Origin of the sequence: Escherichia sp. KTE172 (assembly GCF_000408845.1) — a bacterium.
Classification (GTDB): domain Bacteria; phylum Pseudomonadota; class Gammaproteobacteria; order Enterobacterales; family Enterobacteriaceae; genus Escherichia; species Escherichia coli.
The window spans coordinates 2,429,995-2,456,580 of record NZ_KE137316.1; the positions used below are offsets into that span (position 1 = coordinate 2,429,995).

At 51.2% G+C, this 26,586-nt stretch carries 27 protein-coding genes; 9 read left to right on the forward strand and 18 right to left on the reverse strand.

Going from position 1 to position 26,586, the window contains the following annotated elements:
• Positions 1 to 10 precede the first annotated feature (10 nt).
• Entirely contained in the window at positions 11 to 1,429 is a 1,419-nt protein-coding gene (gene gltD, locus G434_RS12265; RefSeq protein ID WP_000081679.1) for a glutamate synthase subunit GltD, read from the forward strand.
• 183 nt (positions 1,430 to 1,612) lie between these two features.
• Entirely contained in the window at positions 1,613 to 2,740 is a 1,128-nt protein-coding gene (locus G434_RS12260; RefSeq protein ID WP_000445164.1) for a PDDEXK nuclease domain-containing protein, read from the forward strand.
• A gap of 59 nt (positions 2,741 to 2,799) precedes the next feature.
• Here the strand turns inward: G434_RS12260 and nanQ are convergent, their stop codons facing one another.
• From nanQ to nanR, 6 genes are all read right to left on the reverse strand, one after another.
• Complete coding sequence (nanQ, locus tag G434_RS12255; protein ID WP_000979886.1) at positions 2,800 to 3,264, reverse strand: N-acetylneuraminate anomerase; 465 nt, start codon at positions 3,262 to 3,264, stop codon at positions 2,800 to 2,802.
• Entirely contained in the window at positions 3,261 to 4,136 is an 876-nt protein-coding gene (gene nanK, locus G434_RS12250; RefSeq protein WP_000209040.1) for an N-acetylmannosamine kinase, read from the reverse strand. The genes nanQ and nanK overlap by 4 nt, the downstream gene beginning before the upstream one ends.
• Positions 4,133 to 4,822: an N-acetylmannosamine-6-phosphate 2-epimerase gene (locus tag G434_RS12245; protein WP_000054239.1), complete on the reverse strand. Its 690-nt coding sequence runs from the start codon at positions 4,820 to 4,822 to the stop codon at positions 4,133 to 4,135. The genes nanK and G434_RS12245 overlap by 4 nt, the downstream gene beginning before the upstream one ends.
• 47 nt (positions 4,823 to 4,869) lie before the next feature.
• Positions 4,870 to 6,360 (reverse strand): sialic acid transporter NanT, encoded by a 1,491-nt coding sequence (gene nanT / locus G434_RS12240; protein WP_000108458.1) that lies wholly within the window; start codon positions 6,358 to 6,360, stop codon positions 4,870 to 4,872.
• 108 nt (positions 6,361 to 6,468) lie between these two features.
• Positions 6,469 to 7,362: an N-acetylneuraminate lyase gene (nanA, locus tag G434_RS12235; RefSeq protein WP_000224714.1), complete on the reverse strand. Its 894-nt coding sequence runs from the start codon at positions 7,360 to 7,362 to the stop codon at positions 6,469 to 6,471.
• Positions 7,363 to 7,484: 122 nt separating this feature from the next.
• Positions 7,485 to 8,276, reverse strand: coding sequence for a transcriptional regulator NanR (gene nanR, locus G434_RS12230; protein WP_000523843.1), 792 nt, complete (start codon positions 8,274 to 8,276; stop codon positions 7,485 to 7,487).
• A 379-nt stretch (positions 8,277 to 8,655) separates the two neighbouring features.
• Here nanR and dcuC point away from each other — a divergent pair, with 379 nt between their 5' ends.
• Positions 8,656 to 10,023 carry an anaerobic C4-dicarboxylate transporter DcuC gene (dcuC, locus tag G434_RS12225; RefSeq protein ID WP_000466989.1) on the forward strand — a complete coding sequence of 456 codons (1,368 nt, stop codon included), beginning with the start codon at positions 8,656 to 8,658 and terminating at the stop codon, positions 10,021 to 10,023.
• Between the two features lie 43 nt (positions 10,024 to 10,066).
• Here dcuC and sspB read toward each other — a convergent pair whose 3' ends face one another.
• The 5 genes from sspB to zapE all read right to left on the reverse strand — a co-directional run bounded on the left by sspB (position 10,067) and on the right by zapE (position 13,785).
• Positions 10,067 to 10,564 (reverse strand): ClpXP protease specificity-enhancing factor, encoded by a 498-nt coding sequence (gene sspB / locus G434_RS12220; protein WP_000366126.1) that lies wholly within the window; start codon positions 10,562 to 10,564, stop codon positions 10,067 to 10,069.
• A gap of 5 nt (positions 10,565 to 10,569) precedes the next feature.
• On the reverse strand, positions 10,570 to 11,208 hold the full coding sequence (sspA, locus tag G434_RS12215; RefSeq protein WP_000257293.1) for a stringent starvation protein SspA: 639 nt from the start codon (positions 11,206 to 11,208) through the stop codon (positions 10,570 to 10,572).
• 394 nt (positions 11,209 to 11,602) lie between these two features.
• The gene (gene rpsI, locus G434_RS12210; RefSeq protein ID WP_000829818.1) at positions 11,603 to 11,995 is read right to left on the reverse strand and encodes a 30S ribosomal protein S9; all 393 of its coding nucleotides are present in this window, start codon (positions 11,993 to 11,995) and stop codon (positions 11,603 to 11,605) included.
• Between the two features lie 15 nt (positions 11,996 to 12,010).
• On the reverse strand, positions 12,011 to 12,439 hold the full coding sequence (gene rplM, locus G434_RS12205) for a 50S ribosomal protein L13 (RefSeq protein WP_000847559.1): 429 nt from the start codon (positions 12,437 to 12,439) through the stop codon (positions 12,011 to 12,013).
• Between the two features lie 218 nt (positions 12,440 to 12,657).
• On the reverse strand, positions 12,658 to 13,785 hold the full coding sequence (gene zapE, locus G434_RS12200; RefSeq protein WP_001192347.1) for a cell division protein ZapE: 1,128 nt from the start codon (positions 13,783 to 13,785) through the stop codon (positions 12,658 to 12,660).
• Positions 13,786 to 13,978: 193 nt separating this feature from the next.
• Here zapE and zapG point away from each other — a divergent pair, with 193 nt between their 5' ends.
• The 3 genes from zapG (at position 13,979) to degS (ending at position 17,055) form a co-directional block, all read left to right on the forward strand.
• Positions 13,979 to 14,377: a Z-ring associated protein ZapG gene (gene zapG, locus G434_RS12195; RefSeq protein WP_001295270.1), complete on the forward strand. Its 399-nt coding sequence runs from the start codon at positions 13,979 to 13,981 to the stop codon at positions 14,375 to 14,377.
• Positions 14,378 to 14,530: 153 nt separating this feature from the next.
• Positions 14,531 to 15,898: a serine endoprotease DegQ gene (gene degQ / locus G434_RS12190; RefSeq protein WP_001295271.1), complete on the forward strand. Its 1,368-nt coding sequence runs from the start codon at positions 14,531 to 14,533 to the stop codon at positions 15,896 to 15,898.
• An 89-nt stretch (positions 15,899 to 15,987) separates the two neighbouring features.
• Positions 15,988 to 17,055: an outer membrane-stress sensor serine endopeptidase DegS gene (gene degS / locus G434_RS12185; protein ID WP_000497723.1), complete on the forward strand. Its 1,068-nt coding sequence runs from the start codon at positions 15,988 to 15,990 to the stop codon at positions 17,053 to 17,055.
• 122 nt (positions 17,056 to 17,177) lie between these two features.
• Here the strand turns inward: degS and tnpA are convergent, their stop codons facing one another.
• Positions 17,178 to 17,636: an IS200/IS605-like element IS200C family transposase gene (gene tnpA / locus G434_RS12180; RefSeq protein ID WP_000526135.1), complete on the reverse strand. Its 459-nt coding sequence runs from the start codon at positions 17,634 to 17,636 to the stop codon at positions 17,178 to 17,180.
• A 192-nt stretch (positions 17,637 to 17,828) separates the two neighbouring features.
• Positions 17,829 to 18,767: a malate dehydrogenase gene (gene mdh / locus G434_RS12175; RefSeq protein WP_001309792.1), complete on the reverse strand. Its 939-nt coding sequence runs from the start codon at positions 18,765 to 18,767 to the stop codon at positions 17,829 to 17,831.
• A gap of 434 nt (positions 18,768 to 19,201) precedes the next feature.
• Here mdh and argR point away from each other — a divergent pair, with 434 nt between their 5' ends.
• Both argR and yhcN read left to right on the forward strand, forming a co-directional pair.
• A complete protein-coding gene (gene argR / locus G434_RS12170; RefSeq protein WP_001257846.1) occupies positions 19,202 to 19,672 on the forward strand; it encodes a transcriptional regulator ArgR in 471 nt (156 codons plus the stop codon).
• A gap of 364 nt (positions 19,673 to 20,036) precedes the next feature.
• Positions 20,037 to 20,300 (forward strand): peroxide/acid stress response protein YhcN, encoded by a 264-nt coding sequence (yhcN, locus tag G434_RS12165; protein ID WP_000695690.1) that lies wholly within the window; start codon positions 20,037 to 20,039, stop codon positions 20,298 to 20,300.
• A gap of 55 nt (positions 20,301 to 20,355) precedes the next feature.
• On the opposite strand, the gene G434_RS12160 is transcribed toward yhcN, so the two are convergent.
• The 4 genes from G434_RS12160 to aaeX form a co-directional block, all read right to left on the reverse strand.
• Positions 20,356 to 20,628, reverse strand: a complete 273-nt coding sequence (locus G434_RS12160; protein WP_001029005.1) for a barstar family protein — start codon at positions 20,626 to 20,628, stop codon at positions 20,356 to 20,358.
• A gap of 91 nt (positions 20,629 to 20,719) precedes the next feature.
• Positions 20,720 to 22,687 carry a p-hydroxybenzoic acid efflux pump subunit AaeB gene (gene aaeB, locus G434_RS12155; protein ID WP_000510962.1) on the reverse strand — a complete coding sequence of 656 codons (1,968 nt, stop codon included), beginning with the start codon at positions 22,685 to 22,687 and terminating at the stop codon, positions 20,720 to 20,722.
• 5 nt (positions 22,688 to 22,692) lie between these two features.
• Positions 22,693 to 23,625 carry a p-hydroxybenzoic acid efflux pump subunit AaeA gene (gene aaeA / locus G434_RS12150; protein WP_000854035.1) on the reverse strand — a complete coding sequence of 311 codons (933 nt, stop codon included), beginning with the start codon at positions 23,623 to 23,625 and terminating at the stop codon, positions 22,693 to 22,695.
• 7 nt (positions 23,626 to 23,632) lie between these two features.
• Complete coding sequence (aaeX, locus tag G434_RS12145) at positions 23,633 to 23,836, reverse strand: p-hydroxybenzoic acid efflux pump operon protein AaeX (RefSeq protein ID WP_000051841.1); 204 nt, start codon at positions 23,834 to 23,836, stop codon at positions 23,633 to 23,635.
• 182 nt (positions 23,837 to 24,018) lie between these two features.
• On the opposite strand from aaeX, the gene aaeR reads away from it, so the two are divergent.
• Positions 24,019 to 24,948, forward strand: a complete 930-nt coding sequence (gene aaeR / locus G434_RS12140) for an HTH-type transcriptional activator AaeR (protein ID WP_000440317.1) — start codon at positions 24,019 to 24,021, stop codon at positions 24,946 to 24,948.
• 127 nt (positions 24,949 to 25,075) lie between these two features.
• Here the strand turns inward: aaeR and tldD are convergent, their stop codons facing one another.
• On the reverse strand, positions 25,076 to 26,521 hold the full coding sequence (gene tldD / locus G434_RS12135) for a metalloprotease TldD (RefSeq protein ID WP_000055909.1): 1,446 nt from the start codon (positions 26,519 to 26,521) through the stop codon (positions 25,076 to 25,078).
• Positions 26,522 to 26,586: the final 65 nt, after the last annotated feature.

Sequence of the window (26,586 nt, forward strand, 5' to 3'; positions counted from 1 at the left end):
GGTAGCAACAATGAGTCAGAATGTTTATCAATTTATCGACCTGCAGCGCGTTGATCCGCCAAAGAAACCGCTGAAGATCCGCAAAATTGAGTTTGTTGAAATTTACGAGCCGTTTTCCGAAGGCCAGGCCAAAGCGCAGGCTGACCGCTGCCTGTCGTGCGGCAACCCATACTGCGAGTGGAAATGCCCGGTACACAACTACATCCCGAACTGGCTGAAGCTCGCCAACGAGGGGCGTATTTTTGAAGCGGCGGAACTGTCGCATCAGACCAACACTCTGCCGGAAGTATGCGGACGTGTCTGCCCGCAAGACCGTCTGTGCGAAGGTTCCTGCACCCTGAACGATGAGTTCGGCGCAGTGACCATCGGCAACATTGAGCGCTATATCAACGATAAAGCGTTCGAGATGGGCTGGCGTCCGGATATGTCCGGCGTGAAACAGACCGGTAAAAAAGTGGCGATTATCGGCGCAGGCCCGGCGGGTCTGGCGTGCGCGGATGTCCTGACGCGCAACGGCGTAAAAGCGGTCGTCTTCGACCGTCACCCGGAAATTGGCGGATTGCTGACCTTCGGTATTCCGGCTTTCAAGCTGGAAAAAGAGGTAATGACGCGCCGCCGTGAAATCTTCACCGGCATGGGTATTGAATTCAAACTCAATACCGAAGTGGGCCGCGACGTACAGCTGGACGATCTGCTGAGTGATTACGATGCCGTGTTCCTTGGCGTCGGGACTTATCAGTCAATGCGCGGCGGGCTGGAAAACGAAGACGCCGATGGCGTATACGCAGCGCTGCCGTTCCTTATCGCCAACACCAAACAGTTAATGGGCTTTGGCGAAACCCGCGAAGAACCGTTCGTCAGCATGGAAGGCAAACGCGTGGTGGTACTTGGCGGTGGCGACACTGCGATGGACTGCGTGCGTACGTCTGTACGCCAGGGAGCGAAGCACGTTACCTGTGCCTATCGTCGTGATGAAGAGAACATGCCAGGTTCCCGCCGCGAAGTGAAAAACGCGCGAGAAGAAGGTGTAGAGTTCAAATTCAATGTCCAGCCACTGGGGATTGAAGTGAACGGTAACGGCAAAGTCAGCGGCGTAAAAATGGTACGTACCGAAATGGGCGAACCGGATGCCAAAGGCCGTCGCCGCGCGGAGATCGTGGCAGGTTCCGAACATATCGTTCCGGCAGATGCGGTGATCATGGCGTTTGGTTTCCGTCCACACAACATGGAATGGCTGGCAAAACACAGCGTCGAGCTGGATTCACAAGGCCGCATCATCGCCCCGGAAGGCAGCGACAACGCCTTCCAGACCAGCAACCCGAAAATCTTTGCTGGCGGCGATATCGTCCGTGGTTCCGATCTGGTCGTTACCGCCATCGCCGAAGGTCGTAAGGCGGCAGACGGCATTATGAACTGGCTGGAAGTTTAAGCTCTGTCCCAGCGCCGCCTCCTCAGAAAAGAGTCGGCGCTGAAATTCTCCTTTCTTTCTGGAAAGCGCCTCGCATAATCTGAAGAAAACCAATGTAATACGCTCATCTGGATTGTTACCGGCAGATGCCCGGCGTATAGCTGATTCCATTATTCAACACAGCGCCATAAAAAGGGACAGATAATGGAATCGCTCTCAGAGAGAACCACAGCAGGCTACCAGCAAATCCACGACGGCATTATTCATCTGGTCGATAGCGCCCGAACGGAAACGGTACGTAGCGTTAACGCGTTAATGACCGCGACGTACTGGGAAATTGGCCGACGAATTGTCGAATTTGAACAAGGCGGTGAGGCCAGGGCTGCGTATGGTGCGCAGCTAATCAAGCGACTATCAAAGGATTTAAGTCTAAGGTATAAGCGTGGGTTCTCTGCAAAAAACTTACGCCAAATGAGGCTTTTTTACCTCTTTTTTCAACATGTTGAAATTCGCCAGACAGTGTCTGGCGAATTAACACCATTGGGAATGCCGCAGACACCGTCTGCAGAATTCCCATCGGCAAAGATTTGGCAGACGCTGTCTGCCAAATCTTTCCCCCTGCCCTGGTCCACCTACGTCCGTCTACTTTCCGTTAAAAACGCTGACGCCCGCAGCTTTTATGAAAAAGAGACGCTCCGCTGTGGTTGGTCTGTCCGCCAGCTAGAGCGGCAAATTGCGACCCAATTTTATGAGCGAACACTACTGTCACATGATAAATCAGCCATGCTGCAACAACACGCTCCTGCCGAGATGCATATTCTTCCGCAGCAGGCGATACGCGATCCCTTTGTGCTCGAATTTCTGGAATTGAAAGATGAATACTCAGAATCCGATTTTGAGGAGGCGCTGATCAACCACCTGATGGATTTCATGCTGGAACTTGGGGATGATTTTGCCTTTGTTGGTCGGCAGCGAAGGTTACGCATTGATGACAACTGGTTTCGGGTCGATCTGCTGTTTTTCCACCGCCGTTTACGCTGCCTGCTAATCGTCGATCTAAAAGTGGGCAAATTTAGCTATAGCGATGCCGGACAGATGAATATGTATCTCAACTACGCCAAAGAGCACTGGACGCTACCGGATGAAAATCCGCCCATCGGTCTGATTCTCTGTGCAGAGAAAGGAGTCGGAGAAGCGCATTATGCACTGGCTGGTTTGCCTAACACCGTTCTGGCGAGTGAATATAAGATGCAACTACCTGATGAAAAACGACTCGCGGATGAACTCGTTCGAACACAGGCGGTGCTAGAGGAAGGCTATAGACGCCGATAATTTCAGCAATTTCGAATTCTGCAGACAGTGTCTGCAGAATCTTTAAAACGAACTAAGTTTTAAGCCATTAAATCAGCCTTAACCTTCACTACCACCTTTTTAATCTCACTAGGTTCGCCGACAACGCATCCCGGCTTATGCGGTTCTCCAGGCATAAACACGGCGAACATTCCCGGCTTCAGGATGATGGTTTGCTCATTCTCAATGGCGCTGCAAAGCTGGTAATCATCTTCATGGTGGAACACTTCACACTGACGCGCAGTGCCTGCCATGCCAAACAGGATCCGTTCCTCACCGTTTAATAACAGCTGGATATCAATGTACTGCTCGTGCAATTCCGCTTTTTTCTCGACGGGCGATTGAGTGTTAAACGTCATGACATTCATAAAAATATTGTCGCCCTGTAATTCGTAACGACCCGGCGCTTTTTCTTGCGGTCTGGCAGCTAATGCCAGCGTTAACGCGTCCTGTAACGCAGGATGTAACCCAGCAGACGGTAATGACTGTACTTCACCCATCATCATAATTTTTCTCCCTGGGCCAACAGCGCAGCCCCAAGTAAACCTGCATCATGGCGGTAATGCGCCGCCAGTAAATCAACATGAAATGCCGCTGGCTCCTGCGCCAGATACGTTTCCACCAGCGCCAGATACCCTTCTGCCAGCCCAACGCTGCCACCGACCACCACGCACTGGCAATCAGTTGTGGCTTTAATATCAGCGATCAGCCTTGCAAGCGTACGTGCGGAGCGATGAATCAGCCATTGCGCTTGTTCGTCGCCCTGCCCGGCGCGTGTAAAAATAGTTCTCGCATCCGCGCCCGCCAGTTCACCCTGCGCTGCCGCTGCAATACCGCGACCAGAAGCAATCGCTTCCACGCAACCTGTGCGTCCACAGCCGCAGACTGGACCATGCGGATCGGCAAGCGTATGCCCGATGTGCCCCGCCAGACCTCCAGGGCCGGTAAGCAGTTTGCCGCCGCTCACTACACCGCCGCCGACGCCAGTGGAAACGGTGATAAACACCATCTCGGTTATATCGCCTTCCAGCGCCTGATACTCCGCCCATGCTGCGGCCTGCGCGTCGTTAATGGCAATGGTCGGCAAATCGGTAAGCTGCCCCAGTGTTTTAACTAACGGAAAGTGTAGTAATCCACCGAGATTATGCGGATTTAGCGCCATTAAGCTGCCGTCGCGAATAATTCCGGTTGAAGCGATAGCAACCCGCTGCGCATGAACTTGCAACGGAGAGACTAATGCGGATAAGGCATCACGCAAGGCTTCTGGTGTCTGGCTGGCTGGCGTAGGAAGTTCACGACGATCGCGGATCTGCCCGTCAGCGCCAATCAGCGCGGCGGCAAGTTTAGTACCGCCGATATCAATCGCCAGTGTGGTCATAGCACCGCCTTTTTCATCGCTGTGTTGTACCACTGACAAATGTGTTCAAGACGCGTAATGGCAGAACCGACCGTCACCGCCCACGCGCCGTGGCGCATCGCATCTGCCGCCTGAGCAGGCGTGTTGTAACGCCCTTCGGCAATCACCCGACATCCGGCGTCGCTCAACGTTTTCACCAGCGCCAGATCCGGCTCTTCTGGCGTTTCAGGCGTGGTATAGCCAGAAAGCGTAGTGCCAATAATTTCGGCTCCCAGCTTTTGGCATGCCAGGCCGTCTTCCGGCGTTGAGCAGTCGGTCATCGCCAGTAAACCGTGATGGTGAATACGTGCCAGCAACGTTTCAACAGGCACCGGACGCGGGCGGTCGGTGCCGTCAATGGCGATAATGTCCGCGCCCGCCTGCGCCAGCGCATCAACATCTTCAATATAGGCCGTGATGCGTACCGGAGAATCCTCCAGATCGCGTTTCACAATCCCGATAATTGGCACGCTCACCACCGCACGCGTGGCTTGCAGATTTGCCACACCTTCAATGCGAATGGCAACCGCGCCCGCCTGCTCTGCCGCTAATGCCATGGCGGCGACGATTTCGGGTTTATCGAGCGGGCTGTCCGGAACCGGCTGGCAGGAGACAATCAGGCCACCGTTAGCAGCGATTTTTTGATCCAGTTGTGCAAGTAACGACATACATCTTCCCTTAGCGAAAGGCCCGGTACAGAGACCGGGCAACAGGATTAACTTTTGGTTTTGACTAAATCGTTTTTGGCGCGGCCAAATGGCACGGCACCGCTAAATGGTTTGCCGTCGATAGCGTCATGAGTACGCAATGCTTCCGGGCGCAACCAACGCTGAACGCGGGAAGGCATATCCAGACCAATCAGCAGGATCACCACAAATGTCAGACTGAACGAGAGCGATGCCAGCGCAGTACCCAGATCCAGACGTTGAGCGATCAACGCGCCGATGATTGGGGCCAGTGCACCGCCCAATGCGCCGACGTTGTAGGTAAAGCCCAGGCCCGCTGCACGCTGGTCGGTATCGAAATAACCGCCAATCAGTTTCGGTAAGATCCCGGCGATCCCTTGTCCAAGCATTTGCTGGAAGAACAGTAACAGACCGAGCACCCAGACGTTTGCGCCGCCAATCGCAAATACCGGAATAATCAGCAGCTGCGAGGCCAGCAGGCTACAAACGTACGCTTTGCGGGTTCCCAGCCAGTCACCGAGGAAGCCACCTACGCAGCATCCCACCGCCGCGCCAAAGCCACTAAAGAACAGCACATTGGCGACAGTATGCGGGTTATAAGCCAGATCGGTTTTCAGATACGTTGGCAGCAGCGCCTGAATCGGCCATGAGTAGAGGAAAGCAAACAACACGACCACCATCAGCATTACGCCCGTTGGCCAGCGTTTGCCCGTACTTTGCACCATAAAGCTGATAAAGATTGCGGCGCATAACAGCCCAAGAACAGCGACGATCGCGGCATTTTGCAGGTTACCGGCGAAGCAAAACCACAGCGCAGTAGCCGCCGCCAGTGTCATTACGATATTGGCAATGCGATGTTCACCACGGTAGAGAATATCTACCATCGTGCGTACTGGTGCTTTACCAGCATGTTTCTCTTTCCAGTCTTCCGCTTCCGGGATGTTTTTACGCAGCCAGAGAGCAAAGATGATTGGCAAAATGCCGATAAAGAACAGCGCACGCCAGCCCCAGACCGGAACCACCAGGCTATAGACCTGAGCGGCAACGACGGCCCCCACAGAGAAGCCGGAAATCAGAAAACCACTGGCTTTATTACGCAGATGTTTTGGCCAGCTTTCAATGACATAGGTGGCGCTGGAACCGTATTCACCCGCCATCCCCATGCCGATGACCAGACGAGCGATAAACATGGTGATGTAGCCTGGCGCAAAGCCGCAGGCCAGCGTCCCGGCCGAGAAGAGAACGATGCTGGTGACCATTGCCAGACGACGCCCGTAGCGGTCACCCATAGCGCCGAGCATCAGGCCGCCGAACCAGCGAGAGATAAAGGCTGCGGAGATCAGACTTGCCGCCTGCACCGTCGTCAGCCCGAATTCACCTTGTACTTCGGTGAGTACCAGGGCGATTAAAACGAAATCAAAACCGTCAAGCAGATATCCCAACCAGGCAGCGGAAAATGCCCGCCATTGTGCACGATTGAGATGGCGATACCACGGGATATTCTGGGTTGTAGTACTCATTGTGAGTCTCCCGCGGTGGGCGATGCCCACACGCTTTGGTATGAAAATTGTAGGGTACAGATGCGTTTATTTCCCCTCACCCGGTAGGGGCGAGCGAGGGGAAACAACTCACCCGCGCTCTTGCATCAACTGCTGGGCCAGCGCCTTCAGTTCTGGCAGATATTTTTCATCTACCGGTCCAAACGGTTTGCGGCACAGCGGCACAGAAACGACATCCATATAATGCAGGACCGTTTTCAGGCCGCGGAATACGCCCGTTTTGATCAGTAAATCAATGACTTTATTACATTCGGTTTGCAGCTTCTGCGCGGTCTGGATATCGCCTTCTTTCAGCGCCTTCACAATCCCCTGATAACGCCAGCCCATGATGTTGTAGGTACTACCGATACCACCATCAGCGCCCGCCAGAAGACCAGAGGCGAAGATTTCGTCGTAACCGTTATAGAGCACCAGATCAGGATGTTCACGACGGATCTGTTCCATCTGATAGAGATCGCCAGAGGTCTGTTTCAGCGCGCCGACACCAGGCAGCGTAACCAGGGTGTTGATCTGATCCAGGGTTAGTTTTACCCCGCTCAGGGCAGGAATGTTGTACACCACCATCGGCAAACCATCCGCCGAATCAATAATTGCCCGATAGTGATCGCAGTGTTCTTCAAAGCTGAAAGGATAGTAGAACGGCGTGACGGCGGAGACGGCATCGAAGCCATAACGTTTAGCCGATGCCGCAAGTTGTTGGCTTTCAGCAGTGCTGACGCAACCGACGTGAGCGATGAGTTTAATCTTGCCTTTCGCCTCTTCGGCGACGATTTCCAGTACCTGTTCACGCTCGGAAAGGCTTTGTACAAAGGCTTCGCCGGTAGAACCACCCACGTATAAACCGTCGATGCCCTGCTGAATATTGAACTGAACCAGGCGACGCAGACTCGCTTTATCCAGTGCTTGTTGTTGATCAAAAGGAGTCAGGAGTGCGGCCATTACGCCACGTAAATTCGTTGCCATAAATACCTCTGAAGTGATGCTTGTCTGATAAAACGATATACCTTTATACCTGTTATACCAGATCAATTAAGCAACACCCCATACAGAAAGCTTATAATGCGATCTGCTTCACTAAAGTGGCATTATTTCTTTTTGTTGGTGCTCTGACCGAAGGCATGCCAGGTAGCAGAGACGCTGTTGAGATGCGATTGCAACGCGCGATCGGCTTCATCGGGATCATGGCGGCGGATCGCGTCAACGATCGCAATATGCTGTTGATAGCTAACGTTGTTATGCTCGTGCAGAGCCTGATCAGCCACGGTTGGACGTGCGGCGATCAGCCAGTCGAGCAAGGCAACGTGGATCGCCATGAAGATTGGGTTACCGGGGATCTCCGCCAGCACGCGGTGGAAATCAACGTCTGAACGAATGAATGCCGCGTTGTTATCCAGCGACTGACTGTTGATTTCCAGTGCTTTTGCCAGCAAATCGATTTGCTCATCGGTGGCGTGTTCAGCCGCATAGCGCACCAGGCTGGATTCAAAGAACAGACGTAATTGTTCGAAATGGGCAATCCCACCAGGATGAGAAAGGAAATCTTTCGCCATGCCGGAAAGCTCGCCGATGATGGTGTCCGCAGAAGGACGTGAGACGCGAGCGCGTTCGCCGTTGTTTATTTGCACCAGACCTTTACGTTTTAACGCTGCCAGCGCTTCACGCACCGAAGGACGCCCGACATTAAAGAACGCCATCAGTTCGCGTTCAGACGGTAATTGTTCACCTTCGCCAAATTCACGACGGCGGATCATCTGTTCCAGCTCTTCTTCCACCATTTCGGAGAGTTTTTTACGCGCCAGCGGGCGGCTACGCAAGTTGCGACCAATTGCAGGTGAAGAATCTTCGGTTTGCGAATCAAATGCGTTCATAAGGCCCATTCTGTAAGGTCAGTGTGATTAACATCATCAGTGACATCCTATCACAGGATTGAAAGTAGGGGAAAATGGCAGGGTTTTCTCTTTGTGCCTCATCATTACCATAATTAACGGAATAATTAACTATTGCGAAAAATTAATGTAACGCAGATAAAAACATCCCGATTGAATTATTTATAAGACTATTCACGAGCATTATGAATATTATGAATGTGTTCTTACAAAATAATCATAAGCGCATATTTTTTAATGAAAAATCACCTCACCTACAATTAAAAACACGACATCCGCACCATAAATAACCTTGCAAAAAATATAACATCATTGTTTTCAATCTGCCGTTTATGGGATTGACCGTTTTCTTTTGACACGGAGTTCAACAATGTTCGGCATAATTATATCTGTCATCGTATTAATTACGATGGGCTATTTGATCCTGAAAAACTACAAACCTCAGGTGGTGCTGGCTGCCGCAGGTATCTTCCTGATGATGTGCGGTGTCTGGTTAGGGTTCGGTGGTGTGCTCGATCCCGCCAAAAGCAGCGGCTACTTGATCGTCGATATTTATAATGAAATCCTGCGCATGCTGTCCAACCGCATTGCTGGATTGGGGCTGTCGATTATGGCAGTGGGCGGTTATGCCCGCTATATGGAGCGCATAGGGGCAAGTCGCGCGATGGTGAGCTTGTTAAGCCGCCCGTTAAAACTCATTCGCTCGCCGTATATTATTCTGTCGGCAACTTACGTCATCGGCCAAATCATGGCGCAGTTTATTACCAGCGCCTCCGGTCTGGGTATGTTGCTGATGGTCACCTTATTTCCGACGCTGGTGAGTCTGGGAGTAAGTCGTCTCTCTGCGGTGGCGGTTATCGCAACCACCATGTCCATTGAGTGGGGGATTCTGGAAACGAACTCCATTTTTGCTGCCCAGGTCGCAGGAATGAAAATTGCCACTTACTTCTTCCACTACCAGCTTCCGGTCGCCTCTTGCGTCATTATCTCGGTGGCGATCTCCCACTTTTTCGTGCAACGCGCTTTCGACAAAAAAGATAAAAATATCAATCACGAACAGGCAGAGCAAAAAGCTCTCGATAATGTCCCGCCGCTCTATTACGCCATTTTACCGGTGATGCCGTTAATCCTGATGCTCGGCTCGCTGTTCCTTGCCCACGTCGGGCTGATGCAGTCAGAACTGCATCTGGTGGTGGTGATGTTACTGAGTTTGACGGTGACGATGTTTGTTGAGTTCTTCCGCAAGCATAACTTGCGCGAAACAATGGATGATGTGCAGGCGTTTTTTGACGGCATGGGTACGCAGTTTGCCAACGTGGTAACGCTGGTGGTCGCGGGTGAAATATTTGCGAAAGGCTTAACGACGATTGGCACTGTCGATGCGGTTATCAGGGGTGCGGAGCATTCTGGTCTGGGCGGTATTGGCGTGATGATTATTATGGCGCTGGTCATTGCCATTTGTGCCATTGTGATGGGCTCAGGCAATGCGCCGTTTATGTCATTTGCCAGTCTTATTCCGAATATCGCAGCCGGACTACATGTGCCAGCGGTTGTAATGATTATGCCGATGCATTTTGCCACGACGCTAGCGCGCGCTGTTTCGCCGATTACTGCGGTGGTGGTCGTTACGTCAGGAATTGCAGGCGTTTCGCCTTTTGCGGTAGTGAAGCGGACAGCGATCCCCATGGCAGTCGGTTTCGTGGTGAATATGATTGCCACAATCACGCTATTTTATTAAGTCATTAAAAAGACAAAACAGGCCGCCAGGGCCTGTTTTAGTATTACTTCACAACGCGTAATGCTGGTCGACCACCACGTGGTGGCTGCGGTGGTTCATCGTCAGGATGAGTGTCATCATCGTGATCTGGCTTGTCGCCATCAATAACCGACATAACGGTTTCGTTGTCTGCCGATGCCTCTTCATCATTCATGATGCTGGCATCTTCATCGTAGGCAGCTTCAGGTTCAAACATCGTGCCTGCGCCATTTTCACGGGCGTAGATAGCCAGCACGGCAGCCAGCGGCACAGAAACCTGACGCGGAATGCCACCAAAGCGCGCGTTAAAGCGCACCTCATCATTCGCCAGTTCCAGATTGCCGACAGCACGCGGCGCAATGTTGAGTACGATTTGCCCGTCACGCGCATATTCCATAGGAACCTGCACGCCAGGGAGCGTCACATCCACCACCAGGTGCGGCGTGAGCTGGTTATCCAGCAACCACTCATAGAATGCACGCAGCAGATAGGGACGACGTGGTGTTAGCTGTGACAAATCCATACAGATTAACTCCGGCCCAGACGCATTTCACGTTCAGCTTCAGTTAAAGAAGCAAGGAAAGAGTCACGCTCAAAGACGCGGGTCATATAGCCTTTCAGCTCTTTCGCACCCGGGCCGCTGAACTCGATACCCAGTTGCGGCAGACGCCACAGCAGCGGAGCAAGGTAGCAATCGACCAGGCTGAACTCATCGCTCAGGAAGTACGGCTTCTGACCGAAGACCGGCGCAATCGCCAGCAGTTCTTCGCGCAGTTGCTTACGTGCGGCATCTGCTTCAGAAGCTGAACCGTTGATGATGGTGTTCATCAGCGTGTACCAGTCTTTTTCGATGCGATGCATGTACAGACGGCTTTCACCGCGAGCTACCGGGTAAACAGGCATCAGTGGCGGATGCGGGAAACGCTCATCCAGATATTCCATAATGATGCGAGATTCCCACAGGGTCAGCTCACGATCCACCAGGGTCGGAACGCTCTGATTCGGGTTGAGGTCAATCAGATCCTGAGGCGGATTGTCCTTTTCCACGTGTTCGATCTCGAAACTTACACCTTTCTCAGCCAGCACAATGCGGACCTGATGGCTATAGATGTCAGTAGGACCGGAAAACAGCGTCATTACCGAACGTTTGTTGGCAGCGACAGCCATGAAAACCTCCAGGTATAGTCAGAATTTTTACTGCTACCAGCCACCAGGTGGCCAGTCAGAAGTTGTGTTACCCAGTAAGGAACGACTCTCTTTGTTCGAAAATCAAACAAAAAATGAGCAATACCCGACATTTGGGCAGAAAATTGGATGATAGTTTACCAGATTTTGCGACCTTTGTGGTGAGTCGATGCCGGAAATGGGGAAAAAGAGATGCGCTTTAGTCTGAAATAGTTGACTTAGTCCCTTATTGGCGATGTGGTTTTTGTTTTGCCTGTCTGTCAGACGGCAGCAAAAAGCAACTTTCCATTTTTTACGCTGATTCAGAATTTAGCCATAAAAAAACCCGCCGAAGCGGGTTTTTTCGCAAATTGTTTTCTGCCGGAGCAGAAGCCAATTAACGTTTGGAGAACTGCGGACGACGACGTGCTTTACGCAGACCGACTTTCTTACGTTCAACCTGACGAGCGTCACGAGTAACGAAGCCAGCTTTACGCAGTTCAGAACGCAGGGACTCGTCGTATTCCATCAGAGCGCGGGTGATACCGTGACGGATCGCACCAGCCTGACCAGAGATACCACCACCTTTAACGGTGATGTACAGGTCCAGTTTCTCAACCATGTCGACCAGTTCCAGCGGCTGACGAACTACCATGCGGGCAGTTTCACGACCGAAGTACTGTTCCAGAGAACGTTGGTTGATTACGATTTTACCGTTGCCCGGTTTGATGAAAACGCGAGCTGCGGAACTTTTGCGGCGACCAGTGCCGTAGTATTGATTTTCAGCCATTGCCTATAATCCCGATTAGATGTCAAGAACTTGCGGTTGCTGTGCCGCGTGGTTGTGCTCGTTACCCGCGTAAACTTTCAGTTTACGGAACATAGCACGACCCAGCGGGCCTTTTGGCAACATGCCTTTAACCGCGATTTCAATCACACGCTCAGGACGGCGAGCAATCATCTCTTCAAAGGTCGCTTGTTTGATACCACCGATGTGGCCGGTGTGGTGATAGTACACTTTGTCAGTACGCTTGTTGCCGGTTACAGCAACTTTGTCAGCGTTCAGAACGATGATGTAATCACCGGTATCTACGTGCGGAGTGTATTCCGCTTTGTGCTTACCGCGCAGGCGACGAGCCAGTTCAGTAGCCAGACGGCCCAGAGTTTTACCGGTCGCGTCAACAACATACCAGTCGCGTTTTACGGTTTCTGGTTTAGCTGTAAAAGTTTTCATTAAAAGCTTACCCAATAAATAGTTACACGTTGGTGAACACCCAAACGTCTTCAATTGTTGAGGTTCACACGACAAAGTCCGGCAAACCTACCCCTTCGAATAGCCTATGCCAGCACACAAAAAGTTTTGGGAAAAAAACTTTCTTGTAACGTGGGGTCGCAGGATTATAGAGAAGTCGGGGTCAAAGATCGACCCCTTTTTGTGATTTGTGGCAGGTTTTAACCCGCTAAATGCTCGCGCTTCAGATACTCTTCGCTTTGCATCTCTTGCAGACGTGACAGGCAACGCTGGAACTCAAATTTCAGCCGCTCGCCCTGATAAATGTCATATAGCGGCACTTCTGCACTCACCACTAATTTGACATGGCGCTCGTAAAACTCATCCACCAGCGCAATAAAGCGCCGCGCTTCGCTCTCCATCAACCGCGTCATAACTGGCACATCAAACAACATGACCGTGTGAAAGAGGCGTGAGAGCGCAATATAGTCATGCTGACTGCGGGCGTCGACGCACAGCGTAGTAAAAGAGACCGCCAGCGTCTGGTTCTCGACGCCCATTGTCGCCAATGGCCGATGGTTGATTTCTAACGTCGGTGAATTTTCTCGTTTCGCCCCCGCCAGCGCCAACCATAGTTTATCCATTTGCGCCCGGGTTTCATCGTTGAGGGGCGAAAGCCACAGATGCGCCTGAGTGAGTGTACGCAGTCGATAATCAACACCAGCGTCCACGTTCATTACATCACAATGCTGTTTAATGGCATCGATTGCAGGCAAAAAACGCGCACGTTGTAGGCCATTTCGATAAAGTTCGTCCGGCGGAATATTTGACGTCGCTACCAGGGTAATACCGCGGGCGAACAGGGCTTTCATCAGACCGCCAAGTAGCATGGCATCGGTAATATCAGAAACAAAAAATTCGTCAAAACAGAGCACGTCAGTTTCTGCTTTAAAGCGATCGGCAATAATTTCCAGCGGATCGCTTTGGCCTTGTAATTCGGTCAGCTCTTCGTGCACCCGCAGCATAAAACGGTGAAAGTGCAGACGCTGTTTCCGCTCTCCCGGCAGGCTTTGATAGAAAAGGTCCATCAGCCAGGTTTTCCCGCGTCCTACACCGCCCCACATATATAAGCCACGCACTGGCGTATGCTTTGTGTCTTCGCGTTTACCCCACAGCTTACCGACCCGCGCCATTAGCCCACTCGTCCTGGGGGCTGGAGGCGTGCTATTGATGAGTTCCTGATAAATAATTTCCAGGCGGCTGACGGCCTCTTTTTGAACGTCGTCGGGTTGATGGCTGCCTTCATTGAGCGCCTTCAGGTATTGCGATGTTGGGGTAACGCTTTGCATGATCTTATTGTTATTCCTTGAATAATCGGTGCGCCGTTGTTCACGGTTGACGAAAAAAAGGCCGTTCTACACTACGCGATATGCAGTCGGGATTCCACTTCTGTGGAATTAACGGTTATAGTGGCATAATCAGCCGCAGGCATGGAGCCTGAAGCCAACACCCTACGGAAACAAAAGACAACGGGAGATGTTCATGACCTGGGAATATGCGCTAATTGGGTTAGTCGTCGGCATCATTATTGGTGCTGTGGCCATGCGTTTTGGTAATCGTAAACTACGCCAGCAACAGGCGTTGCAGTACGAACTGGAAAAGAATAAAGCTGAACTGGACGAGTATCGCGAAGAGCTGGTTAGCCACTTTGCCCGCAGCGCGGAATTACTGGATACCATGGCGCACGACTATCGCCAGCTGTATCAGCACATGGCGAAAAGCTCCAGCAGCCTGCTGCCGGAACTGTCTGCTGAAGCAAACCCGTTCCGTAATCGTCTGGCAGAGTCTGAAGCCAGCAACGATCAGGCACCGGTGCAGATGCCTCGCGACTATTCTGAAGGCGCGTCCGGCCTGCTGCGTACTGGCGCGAAGCGCGACTAATTTATTTTTCGGGCGCAGCCATTGCGCCCTCCTCTTCTCTCCCTCCCCGACTATCATTTAATCTGGTGTCTCATTGTTAGCCGTCTGAAAATTCAATAACATCAAACTGTTTTGAATCTCTTTTCTTATCATTCAGGTACGAGAGCAGGAATAATGAAAAAACAAACCCAGCTGTTGAGTGCATTAGCGTTAAGTGTCGGGTTAACTCTCTCGGCGTCATTTCAGGCCGTTGCGTCGATTCCAGGCCAGGTTGCCGATCAGGCCCCCCTCCCCAGTCTGGCCCCAATGCTGGAAAAAGTGCTTCCGGCAGTGGTGAGCGTACGGGTGGAAGGAACGGCCAGTCAGGGACAGAAAATCCCGGAAGAATTCAAAAAGTTTTTTGGTGATGATTTACCGGATCAACCTGCACAACCCTTCGAAGGTTTAGGCTCCGGTGTCATCATCAACGCCAGTAAAGGCTATGTGCTGACCAACAACCATGTGATTAATCAGGCACAGAAAATCAGTATTCAGCTCAATGATGGGCGCGAGTTTGATGCAAAACTGATTGGTAGCGATGACCAGAGCGATATCGCCCTGTTGCAAATTCAAAACCCGAGCAAATTAACGCAAATCGCTATTGCCGACTCCGATAAATTGCGCGTCGGTGATTTTGCCGTGGCGGTCGGTAACCCATTTGGCCTTGGGCAAACCGCCACCTCTGGCATTGTGTCAGCATTAGGCCGCAGTGGGTTGAATCTTGAAGGTCTGGAAAACTTTATCCAGACAGATGCTTCCATTAACCGCGGTAACTCCGGCGGTGCACTGTTAAATCTTAACGGTGAGTTAATTGGCATCAACACGGCAATCCTTGCGCCTGGTGGCGGGAGCGTCGGGATTGGATTTGCCATCCCCAGTAATATGGCGCGAACACTGGCGCAGCAGCTTATCGACTTTGGTGAAATCAAACGCGGTCTGTTAGGCATCAAAGGCACAGAGATGAGTGCCGATATCGCCAAAGCCTTCAACCTTGACGTGCAGCGTGGCGCGTTTGTCAGCGAAGTGTTGCCAGGTTCTGGCTCGGCAAAAGCGGGCGTCAAAGCGGGCGATATTATTACCAGCCTCAACGGCAAACCGCTGAATAGCTTTGCTGAGTTGCGCTCTCGTATCGCAACCACCGAGCCGGGCACGAAAGTGAAGCTTGGCCTGCTGCGTAACGGCAAACCACTGGAAGTAGAAGTGACGCTCGATACCAGCACCTCTTCGTCGGCCAGCGCTGAAATGATCACGCCAGCGCTTGAAGGTGCAACGTTGAGCGATGGTCAGCTAAAAGATGGCGGCAAAGGTATTAAGATCGATGAGGTTGTCAAAGGAAGCCCAGCTGCTCAGGCTGGCTTGCAAAAAGACGATGTGATCATTGGCGTCAACCGCGATCGGGTGAACTCGATTGCTGAAATGCGTAAAGTGCTGGCGGCAAAACCGGCCATTATCGCCCTGCAAATTGTACGCGGCAATGAAAGCATCTATCTGCTGATGCGTTAATGTCGTAAACCGGGCATCAGGCTGACGTGTGATGTCCGGTTAACTCGTGGTATGCTGCTGCCGTTCCCTTTTTTAATGACGCCTCCATCATGTTTGTGAAGCTCTTACGTTCCGTTGCGATTGGATTAATTGTCGGCGCTATTCTGCTGGTTGCCATGCCTTCGCTGCGCAGCCTTAACCCGCTTTCCACTCCGCAATTTGACAGTACCGATGAGACGCCTGCCAGCTATAATCTGGCGGTTCGCCGCGCCGCGCCAGCGGTGGTTAACGTTTACAACCGAGGTTTGAACACCAACTCTCACAACCAGCTTGAGATCCGCACCCTGGGATCCGGTGTAATCATGGATCAACGCGGTTATATCATCACCAATAAACACGTCATCAACGACGCCGATCAGATCATCGTCGCCTTACAGGATGGACGTGTATTTGAAGCATTGCTGGTGGGATCTGACTCTCTAACCGATCTGGCGGTACTTAAAATTAATGCCACTGGCGGTTTACCTACTATTCCAATCAATGCACGTCGCGTACCGCACATTGGCGACGTGGTACTGGCGATCGGTAACCCGTACAACCTCGGGCAGACCATTACCCAGGGGATTATTAGTGCCACGGGTCGAATTGGTCTGAACCCAACCGGGCGGCAAAACTTCCTGCAAACTGATGCTTCCATTAACCACGGTAACTCTGGCGGCGCGCTGGTGAACTCGCTGGGCGAACTGATGGGCATTAACACGCTGTCGTTTGATAAGAGTAACGATGGCGAAACGCCGGAAGGTATCGGCTTTGCGATTCCTTTCCAGTTAGCAACCAAAATTATGGATAAACTGATCCGCGATGGTCGCGTGATCCGCGGCTACATTGGTATCGGCGGACGTGAGATCGCACCACTGCACGCGCAGGGCGGTGGTATAGATCAACTGCAAGGGATCGTGGTTAATGAAGTGTCACCTGACGGCCCGGCGGCGAATGCGGGTATTCAGGTCAATGATTTGATTATTTCGGTGGATAACAAACCGGCCATCTCTGCTCTGGAGACGATGGATCAGGTGGCGGAAATTCGCCCTGGTTCGGTGATCCCGGTTGTCGTGATGCGTGATGATAAGCAGTTAACGCTGCAGGTCACCATTCAGGAATATCCGGCAACCAATTAAGTCGTGCGCTCAAAATAAATATCCTCCGGCATAGCCGGAGGTTTTTCAAATGCGCCTATAAGGCTCTCTTACCAGCCGCGCCCTAACAGGCGCACACGATCTGACATTTGCATCCAACTTCGTTACTTACGGCCCGTAAACGGGCTGCCCGGATAGGGAATCGATAACTGCTCTCCCATTTTATCCTCTTCAAGCTGGTGCTTTATGTAATCCTGTATCTTCGCCGTGTTCTTACCCACCGTATCGACGTAGTACCCTCTGCACCAGAACTCCCTGTTCCTGTATTTGAATTTCAAATCACCAAACTGCTCGTAAAGCATCAGACTGCTTTTCCCTTTCAGATATCCCATAAAGCCGGATACGCTCATTTTGGGCGGGATCTCCACAAGCATATGGATATGATCTGCACAGCATTCAGCTTCCAGAATCCGTACACTTTTCCACTCACACAGCTTTCTCAAAATACTGCCTATTGCTCTACGCTTCTCTCTGTAGAACACCTGTCTTCGGTATTTTGGCGCAAATACTATGTGATATTTACAGTTCCATCGGGTGTGCGCTAAGCTCTTTTCGTTCCCCATTGGGACCCCCTTTTGATTTCTTGTTTGACACTTGCAGTTGCCAGACCGCAAGGTGTTTTAACAAATCAAAAGGGGTTTTAATAACTGGCTTAAAGCTGAAAGCTTTCCGGAACCCCCAGCCTAGCTGGGGGTTTTCTGTGCACAACAAAAAACCGGAGTCTGCGCTCCGGTTTTTTATTATCCGCTAATCAATTACTTATTAACGAACTCTTCGCCCAGAGCGATATCTTTCTTCAGCGTATCCAGCATACCTTCCAGCGCGTTCTTTTCAAATGCGCTCAGAGTGCCGATAGATTTACGCTCTTCCACGCCGTTTTTACCCAGCAGCAGCGGTTGAGAGAAGAAACGGGCGTACTGACCGTCGCCTTCAACGTAGGCACATTCGACAACGCCTTGTTCGCCCTGCAGTGCGCGTACCAGAGACAGACCAAAACGTGCAGCTGCCTGGCCCATAGACAGGGTTGCAGACCCGCCACCGGCTTTCGCTTCAACCACCTCAGTACCCGCGTTCTGGATACGTTTGGTCAGATCAGCCACTTCCTGCTCGGTAAAGCTAACGCCAGGAACCTGTGACAGCAGCGGCAGAATGGTAACACCAGAGTGACCGCCAATAACCGGCACTTCAACTTCGCCTGGCTGTTTGCCTTTCAGTTCCGCAACAAAGGTGTTGGAACGAATGATATCCAGCGTGGTAACGCCGAACAGTTTGTTTTTGTCATAAACACCGGCTTTTTTCAGCACTTCAGCAGCAATCGCAACTGTGGTGTTAACCGGGTTAGTGATAATACCAATGCACGCTTTCGGGCAGGTTTTCGCAACTTGCTGTACCAGGTTTTTCACGATGCCGGCGTTAACGTTAAACAGGTCGGAACGATCCATACCCGGTTTACGCGCTACACCTGCAGAGATAAGAACGACATTTGCGCCTTCCAGCGCCGGAGTCGCATCTTCACCAGAAAAACCTTTGATTTTCACAGCAGTAGGGATATGGCTCAGATCGACAGCCACACCGGGAGTCACTGGAGCGATATCATACAGAGAGAGTTCTGAACCTGAAGGCAGTTGGGTTTTTAACAGTAGTGCAAGCGCCTGGCCAATACCGCCAGCAGCGCCGAGGACTGCGACTTTCATCCTAAACTCCTTATTATATTGATAAACTAAGATATGTTGCTCCGCTGCCGCGACCTTAATCCACAAAATTGCCGTTTACAATGACCACATCTCAAGAATGTGTAGTCACGCAAGTTTAGCGTTTATGCATTTAATTGCCGTAATCAGGAACCTAACTTACGTAATTAACAGTCGCTTATGCATTAGCGCAACATTCCAACAGGTGGTGACAATATACCCTACCGTTCAGCCAAAACAACATCAATTTGATAACAATTAATTTACTTTTAAGCAGAATTTGCATGCCGTGACGCAGGCATGTTTCTCAATAACGAAATTTGATAAAATCCCGCTCTTTCATAACATTATTTCAGCCTTCTTCAGGGCTGACTGTTTGCATAAAAATTCATCTGTATGCACAATAATGTTGTATCAACCACCATATCGGGTGACTTATGCGAAGCTCGGCTAAGCAAGAAGAACTAGTTAAAGCATTTAAAGCATTACTTAAAGAAGAGAAATTTAGCTCCCAGGGCGAAATCGTCGCCGCGTTGCAGGAGCAAGGCTTTGACAATATTAATCAGTCTAAAGTCTCGCGGATGTTGACCAAGTTTGGTGCTGTACGTACACGCAATGCCAAAATGGAAATGGTTTACTGCCTGCCAGCTGAACTGGGTGTACCAACCACCTCCAGTCCATTGAAAAATCTGGTGCTGGATATCGACTACAACGATGCAGTTGTCGTGATTCATACCAGCCCTGGCGCGGCGCAGTTAATTGCTCGCCTGCTGGACTCACTGGGCAAAGCAGAAGGTATTCTGGGCACCATCGCTGGCGATGACACCATCTTTACTACCCCTGCTAACGGTTTCACCGTCAAAGACCTGTACGAAGCGATTTTAGAGCTGTTCGACCAGGAGCTTTAATCTCTGCCCCGTCGCTTCTGGCGGCGGGGAAAATGTTGCTTATCCCTCTCAACCCCCTGCTTTCCTCTGCGATTAATTTAACGAATAGTGCGTTTTACTGCGACATGTCATTCACACAATGAATACATACGGTAAAAAAAGCACATTATGCAAAATTCATTATCTAATTGAAAACAATAGAATTAATAATAAATAACCGTGTTTTTAATTCTTTTTTGTTATTAAAACTCACATTTTTAACACTTAGTATCAACTGAAACAGTTAGCGTGGTATTAATTAGTTCAATAATTAGTGTATACTTGATTTTGTGATATGGGTCACGAAACAAAGGCCCAGCTAAAAGATTATGTCGAGGTAAAAATCATGAAAATCAAAACCACTGTTGCTGCATTAAGCGTACTTTCTGTTCTATCTTTCGGTGCATTCGCTGCCGACTCCATTGATGCTGCACAAGCACAAAATCGTGAAGCAATCGGGACCGTATCCGTAAGTGGTGTGGCGTCTTCGCCAATGGATATGCGTGAAATGCTGAACAAAAAAGCAGAAGAGAAAGGCGCAACGGCCTACCAGATTACGGAAGCTCGTAGCGGTGACACCTGGCACGCTACGGCTGAACTGTACAAATAAACCCTCATCGTCTTGTCCGACGATATTGCCCCCGGTTCGGGGGCTTTTTTTTGCGCTAATGACGAACATTAAAACGCAAATGCCCTTCCAACTCTTCCTCTGCCTCATCAAACAGCAATATTAACGCGCCAAAACGGCGACGCGTTTTCTCTCCCAGATGAACAAATTCAATCTCAAGTGGTAGCGGCAGGACATCGTTCATTAACACATCCCATAATGAGTCGAGATCGCGTACCTTATCTTTCGCCAGACCAAAGGCTTGGCTGAAGTCGCGATAAAAATCCTCCTGACTCTCAATCTCATCAAAATCAAAGGTATAAATATTCATCTGTTGCCACCGTCACGTTTCGCGGCGAGTTCTGCCGTTCATCGCTAAGTATAGCCATGAAAAAACCGACGCTTTTGGCGTCGGTTTTGACTTAACTATCGGTCAACGCATGTTGATACTTATGGAGCATCCCCGCCAGCCGATGAACCGGTTCCGTCACCTGTGGTGGCGCTTGCCAGATGCGTAGCTTTTCCTGGTAGATTTCAAGTTCTTCCAGCAACTGGCCAAAGTACCGACGACGTTTATCATCGCTACGGGCAGATATCACATGGTCTGCTGTGCGGCGCATTTGTCGGTGAAACGCCGATAAATCCTCGTTAACCGGGATCGGCGCATCACGCAGGCGCTGGTGCGCGATAATCATCGTCAGCGCCAGGCGAAATTTCGGCAAATCCCCTGGGAACTTATTCATCAGCAAAAACAGCTGCTGATAAAGTGCCGGGAGGTGGTTCTCTTTACGACGTGCCACATTGGTAGTCATCGCGGAAACAGCAGCAGAAACAAACTGATTAAGCAGTACACGTCCAGTCCTGTCGCGCGATTTATCCCGCACCAGCAAAATAACGGTGAACGCGAGCACACAGCCGACGATTTGCCCTAATGCGCTGTCGAGAAACTGACTGAAATGGAAAGTCATCGGATTATCCAGCACGATAATATTTATGGTGCTGGCCAGCGCCCCCATCGAGCCCAGTCGCCGTTTCTGTACTTCTATACCGAGGAAAAATCCCAGCACTGCCAGGCTAATACACAGCAATAACATGCTTTGTTGGGTATTAGGGATAATCACCAAAAAGTAGAGCAGCCCTAACGGCAGCGCCGCCAGCGTCCCATAGATAAAGTCGATCGCCACCATGCGTGGATTCGGCAAACGCATTGCCAGTGACGTCACTACCGCAATCATCACCATTGCACCACTGCCTGAAGTCCAGCCCGTCCACAGCCAGAAAAGCGTCCCCAGAATGCAGGAAAGTGTGGTTCGCCAGAAGTTAACCATCGCATGATGACGTTCGGCTGACTCTACTTTGACTTCCGGTTCGCCTTGCAGGATCTCTTCTTCGGTGGCGTTGATTTTTGTGTTACTGATAACGCCGCGCTTGAGAAGCTGATAACGCGTTGCCGCCGCGACCCAGCTATAAATGGTGACAGGCGTTTCCCGTTCCCCGGTCCAGGCGATAACTCTCCGTAGGCGTTTGAGCTGCTTGTGGACGTCCTGCGCGGTTTCTACCGGCGTGTCAAAAAATTCGCGGAAAGTATCAGTGATCAATTCCGGGCGCGTATTCTGAATAAGATAAGTTTCGCAGGATTGGGTAATCAGCGTCAGCGATAGCGTATTGATTGCTTTTAAACGTCGATTGGCCCGCGCCCAGCGGGAAGATTCCATATTCAGGTTGCTGCGCATACCTTGTAACGCCGTGGTGCGTCGCACCAGATCGCCCCAGGCTTTATCGACAACTTCACCATCGCCATGCTTGATACAGAGTTGCATTAATTGATATTGCGCGACCAGCAAACTTTCCAGCTCTCGATCCACTTCTTGTTTGATCGATCGCGGAGAAAAGAGCAAATCCGCCATAATTGCACACACAATACCGATAACGATCTCGCTACAACGTTCGACGGCAAACTGCGGCGTAAGCAATGGTTCCGGCTGAATGGTGATCACAATGATCAGCGCGGTATAACCGGCCAGCCCCCACGCATACGAGTTTTCTATTCGTACCAGCGAGGATATCCAGGTACAAAAACCGGCCCAGATACAGCACACCAGAATCATCAATAATGGTGCGCGGATCATCGCAATGATGATCACCAGTCCGGCAATACAGCCAATAAATGTGCCGATGATGCGCAAAAAGCCACGATAGCGAATAGCGCCAGAATACGGTTCACCTCCCGCAGCAAAGGCCGGACCGGCGGCAACAATCGCCGCTGTCAGTACTGCCCAGCGTGGCGTTTCCAGCTGGAAGTGAAAGCCAACAAACAGCGCCAGTACAATGGCGGTCGCCAGTTTTACCGCAAAGCGAATATGTTGGTTAGCAATGGAGAAAATACCCATCGTGATTAACCAAACTCACGCAGGCGATGGGCCATTTTACGGAAGAACGAATCCTGGCTTTCGTCGCGATCTTGTTTGCCAGTGACCACCACTGTAGCAGTGGTGCCCGCAGGCCAGATGTTCTCTTGCTGGTTGTCGAGACGAATACGAACCGGAACACGTTGCGCCAAACGCACCCATTCAAGGTTAGAGTCGATGGTCGCCATCCCTTTGTCGTCACTCGTGCTGCTGGCGTTGGTGACCCCAGCGGCAACACTATCAACAGTCCCTTTCAGCACTTTGTTACTGCCAAGCGGCGTGATCTCTGCACGATACCCAGGGCGCACCCCTTCCAGCTTAGTTTCTTCCATATAGGCCAGTACATAGAAGGAGTTCTGTTTCACCAGCGCAACCGCCGTTGATCCACGGGTAATAAACTCACCGGTATAGACGTTGAGGTTGGTCACCCAGCCATCTGCTGGCGCGCGGATCACCGTGCGTTCAAGATCCAGTTTTGCCAGATCGCGGGTCGCCTGCGCTTTCGCTAACTGATGCAGAACCGTTTGTAGTACGTTGTTGGCCTGATCGATCTCTTCGCGAGACATCGCCTGCACACCGAGACGGTTACGACGTCCGGCCTCCTGGCGTTTCTCCTGTGCCAGTACCTGATAATAAGCAACATCGGCTTGCGCTTCCTCAAGCGCCTTTTGATAGCGCGGCTGGTCGATGGTGAACAGTACCTGTCCTTTTTTCACCAGCTGGTTATCATGAACATTCACCTGGGTGATAAGTCCAGAAACGTCCGGCGCGATCGCAACGACGTCAGCGCTAAAGCGCGCGTCACGCGTCCACGGGGATTCGGTGTAATAGACCCAGGCATTAAAAATTGCGATGAAGGCCAGAATGACTAATACGACCGTGATGGCCGTACGGGAGAATTTTCTTATTAGTGTTTTCACTTCAACCTCAAACGAACAGTCGCGATATCAAATAAAACAAGCAGCAATAGAGCGCGGTGTTGAACAACGCCGGATGCCAGACAAAGTCGTAGATACCTGTTGGCACAAGTACCCGGCGCACCAGCCAGAAAATCGCCAGTGATAAAAGCAATTCAAAAAATATCGGTGGGAAGGACAGCCCAAACACCACGATAACGGGAAACAGACTCATGTTGACCTTGGTTGTATAGAGAGAGCAGGCGTTATTATTTTCAGCATCTGTCGCCGCAGAGAAGGGCATGGAAAGCCGGGCGAGAGCAACATTGCTGTAGATTGATATTTAATATATTAGCGTAACTGTTATGCTGTTATCTATATTATGTGATCTAAATCACTTTTAAGTCAGAGTGAATAATGGAACGACTAAAACGCATGTCGGTGTTTGCCAAAGTAGTTGAATTTGGCTCTTTTACCGCCGCCGCCAGACAGCTACAGATGAGCGTTTCGTCCATCAGTCAGACGGTGTCAAAACTGGAAGATGAGTTGCAGGTAAAGCTGTTAAACCGTAGCACACGCAGCATTGGCCTGACCGAAGCCGGCAGAATTTACTACCAGGGCTGCCGTCGGATGCTCCATGAAGTGCAGGATGTTCATGAGCAACTGTATGCCTTCAATAACACCCCCATCGGGACGCTGCGCATTGGCTGTTCTTCAACTATGGCACAAAATGTTCTCGCCGGGCTGACAGCAAAAATGCTGAAAGAATACCCAGGTTTGAGCGTCAATCTGGTTACCGGAATTCCTGCCCCCGACCTGATTGCCGACGGTCTGGATGTGGTGATCCGCGTCGGCGCGTTGCAGGATTCCAGCCTGTTTTCCCGCCGTCTGGGCGCGATGCCAATGGTGGTGTGCGCCGCGAAAAGCTATCTCACACAATACGGCATACCGGAAAAACCCGCCGATTTAAGTAGTCATTCATGGCTTGAATACAGCGTGCGACCCGACAATGAATTTGAACTGATCGCACCGGAAGGGATCTCGACTCGCCTGATCCCGCAAGGGAGATTTGTGACTAATGATCCGATGACGCTGGTGCGCTGGCTGACTGCAGGCGCTGGGATCGCCTATGTGCCGCTGATGTGGGTGATCAACGAGATCAATCGCGGGGAGCTGGAGATCCTGCTGCCACGTTACCAGTCAGATCCACGCCCGGTTTATGCGTTATATACCGAAAAAGATAAGCTGCCGCTGAAGGTACAAGTCGTGATCAACTCGCTAACGGATTATTTTGTTGAGGTCGGTAAATTGTTTCAGGAGATGCACGGGCGCGGGAAAGAGAAGTAATTAATATTATACTGTTACGTTGTACAAACCTGTGCCAACGGGTTCCCCTCACCCTAATCCCAGAGGGGCGAGGGGACCGTTCGTGCACGTAAAAGGATTAATTATCCTTCTGAAAATACTGAAATTATTACGCGGTACCGCCAACAGTCAGGTTATCAACTTTCAGCGTTGGCTGGCCCACGCCAACCGGCAAACTTTGCCCTTCTTTACCGCAGACACCCACGCCGTTATCCAGTTTCAGGTCGTTGCCAACCATCGAAATCTGCTGCATGGTTTCGATACCGGAACCAATCAACGTCGCGCCTTTCACCGGCTTCGTTACTTTACCGTTTTCAATCAGATACGCTTCTGAAGTGGAGAAAACGAATTTGCCGGATGTAATATCCACCTGACCGCCACCAAAGTTCGGTGCATAGATACCGTACTCAACGGATTCAATAATTTCTTGCGGGGTCGATTTACCCGGCAGCATATAGGTGTTGGTCATACGCGGCATCGGCAGATGAGCGTAGGATTCACGGCGACCGTTGCCAGTCGGCGTCATCCCCATCAAACGCGCGTTGAGTTTATCCTGCATGTAGCCTTTCAGGATGCCGTTCTCAATCAGCACGTTGTACTGGCCTGGCGTACCTTCGTCATCAATCGCCACCGAACCACGGCGATCGACCATCGTACCGTCATCAACCACGGTACACAGTTCTGAAGCCACCAGCTCCCCGACCTGTCCACTAAATACTGAAGTGCCACGGCGGTTGAAGTCGCCTTCCAGACCGTGACCTACCGCTTCATGCAACAGCACGCCCGGCCAACCTGCGCCAAGTACTACCGGCATGGTGCCCGCTGGTGCAGCAACGGCAGAAAGATTGACCAGCGCCATACGCACTGCTTCTTTTGCCCATGCATCCGCACGGACTTCACCGTCGAGATCGGCAAGGAAGAACTCATAACCAAAACGACCGCCGCCGCCACTGGCACCGCGTTCGCGTTTGCCATCTTCTTCGACCAGAACGCTCACGGAAAGACGCACCAGCGGACGAACATCCGCCGCCAGCGTGCCGTCGGTGGCCGCAACCAGAATTAATTCATAAACGCCGCTGAGGCTGGCAGTCACTTCTTGTACGCGCTTGTCCGCTTCGCGGGCAACCTTATCGACGCGACGCAGGATATCCAGCTTCTCTTCACGGCTCATGCTTTGCAGCGGATCTACCGAGGTATACAACGGGCTATGCTCTACCGCGCCCAGCGTCTGTACTTTGCCATCACCACTATCACGGACGATGGTGCGCGCCGCTTGCGCACTCTGTTCCAGCGCCAGCAGGCTGATTTGGTCTGCGTAAGCAAATCCGGTTTTTTCACCGCTGATTGCACGCACACCAACACCCTGATCGATGTTGTAAGAACCATCTTTAATAATGCGGTCTTCTAAAACCCAGGATTCGTGATAGCTCGACTGAAAATAGAGATCGCCATAATCAAGGCGACGTTCGGCCAGTTGACCGAGGATCGCGAACAAGTCCTGATGTTTCAGGCCGTTCGCCGCTAGCAATTGTTCACTTACCAGGTTCAGACTCATCGTTTTTGCTACTCGTTAGTTACTGCAGTAGAGGATTTTTTACGGCTGCCGGATGCGGCGTGAAC

What these genes read in the sequence shown, in the direction of transcription:
- nanR (WP_000523843.1), bottom strand. Translation starts at nt 8,276, where the DNA reads ATGGGCCTTATGAACGCATTTGATTCGCAAACCGAAGATTCTTCACCT.
- gltD (WP_000081679.1), top strand. Translation starts at nt 11, where the DNA reads ATGAGTCAGAATGTTTATCAATTTATCGACCTGCAGCGCGTTGATCCG.
- zapG (WP_001295270.1), top strand. Translation starts at nt 13,979, where the DNA reads ATGACCTGGGAATATGCGCTAATTGGGTTAGTCGTCGGCATCATTATT.
- aaeB (WP_000510962.1), bottom strand. Translation starts at nt 22,687, where the DNA reads ATGGGTATTTTCTCCATTGCTAACCAACATATTCGCTTTGCGGTAAAA.
- argR (WP_001257846.1), top strand. Translation starts at nt 19,202, where the DNA reads ATGCGAAGCTCGGCTAAGCAAGAAGAACTAGTTAAAGCATTTAAAGCA.
- G434_RS12245 (WP_000054239.1), bottom strand. Translation starts at nt 4,822, where the DNA reads ATGTCGTTACTTGCACAACTGGATCAAAAAATCGCTGCTAACGGTGGC.
- rplM (WP_000847559.1), bottom strand. Translation starts at nt 12,439, where the DNA reads ATGAAAACTTTTACAGCTAAACCAGAAACCGTAAAACGCGACTGGTAT.
- dcuC (WP_000466989.1), top strand. Translation starts at nt 8,656, where the DNA reads ATGTTCGGCATAATTATATCTGTCATCGTATTAATTACGATGGGCTAT.
- sspB (WP_000366126.1), bottom strand. Translation starts at nt 10,564, where the DNA reads ATGGATTTGTCACAGCTAACACCACGTCGTCCCTATCTGCTGCGTGCA.
- yhcN (WP_000695690.1), top strand. Translation starts at nt 20,037, where the DNA reads ATGAAAATCAAAACCACTGTTGCTGCATTAAGCGTACTTTCTGTTCTA.
- nanQ (WP_000979886.1), bottom strand. Translation starts at nt 3,264, where the DNA reads ATGATGATGGGTGAAGTACAGTCATTACCGTCTGCTGGGTTACATCCT.
- nanT (WP_000108458.1), bottom strand. Translation starts at nt 6,360, where the DNA reads ATGAGTACTACAACCCAGAATATCCCGTGGTATCGCCATCTCAATCGT.
- tldD (WP_000055909.1), bottom strand. Translation starts at nt 26,521, where the DNA reads ATGAGTCTGAACCTGGTAAGTGAACAATTGCTAGCGGCGAACGGCCTG.
- rpsI (WP_000829818.1), bottom strand. Translation starts at nt 11,995, where the DNA reads ATGGCTGAAAATCAATACTACGGCACTGGTCGCCGCAAAAGTTCCGCA.
- mdh (WP_001309792.1), bottom strand. Translation starts at nt 18,767, where the DNA reads ATGAAAGTCGCAGTCCTCGGCGCTGCTGGCGGTATTGGCCAGGCGCTT.
- G434_RS12260 (WP_000445164.1), top strand. Translation starts at nt 1,613, where the DNA reads ATGGAATCGCTCTCAGAGAGAACCACAGCAGGCTACCAGCAAATCCAC.
- nanK (WP_000209040.1), bottom strand. Translation starts at nt 4,136, where the DNA reads ATGACCACACTGGCGATTGATATCGGCGGTACTAAACTTGCCGCCGCG.
- tnpA (WP_000526135.1), bottom strand. Translation starts at nt 17,636, where the DNA reads ATGGGGAACGAAAAGAGCTTAGCGCACACCCGATGGAACTGTAAATAT.
- aaeR (WP_000440317.1), top strand. Translation starts at nt 24,019, where the DNA reads ATGGAACGACTAAAACGCATGTCGGTGTTTGCCAAAGTAGTTGAATTT.
- sspA (WP_000257293.1), bottom strand. Translation starts at nt 11,208, where the DNA reads ATGGCTGTCGCTGCCAACAAACGTTCGGTAATGACGCTGTTTTCCGGT.
- zapE (WP_001192347.1), bottom strand. Translation starts at nt 13,785, where the DNA reads ATGCAAAGCGTTACCCCAACATCGCAATACCTGAAGGCGCTCAATGAA.
- G434_RS12160 (WP_001029005.1), bottom strand. Translation starts at nt 20,628, where the DNA reads ATGAATATTTATACCTTTGATTTTGATGAGATTGAGAGTCAGGAGGAT.
- nanA (WP_000224714.1), bottom strand. Translation starts at nt 7,362, where the DNA reads ATGGCAACGAATTTACGTGGCGTAATGGCCGCACTCCTGACTCCTTTT.
- degS (WP_000497723.1), top strand. Translation starts at nt 15,988, where the DNA reads ATGTTTGTGAAGCTCTTACGTTCCGTTGCGATTGGATTAATTGTCGGC.
- aaeX (WP_000051841.1), bottom strand. Translation starts at nt 23,836, where the DNA reads ATGAGTCTGTTTCCCGTTATCGTGGTGTTTGGGCTGTCCTTCCCACCG.
- degQ (WP_001295271.1), top strand. Translation starts at nt 14,531, where the DNA reads ATGAAAAAACAAACCCAGCTGTTGAGTGCATTAGCGTTAAGTGTCGGG.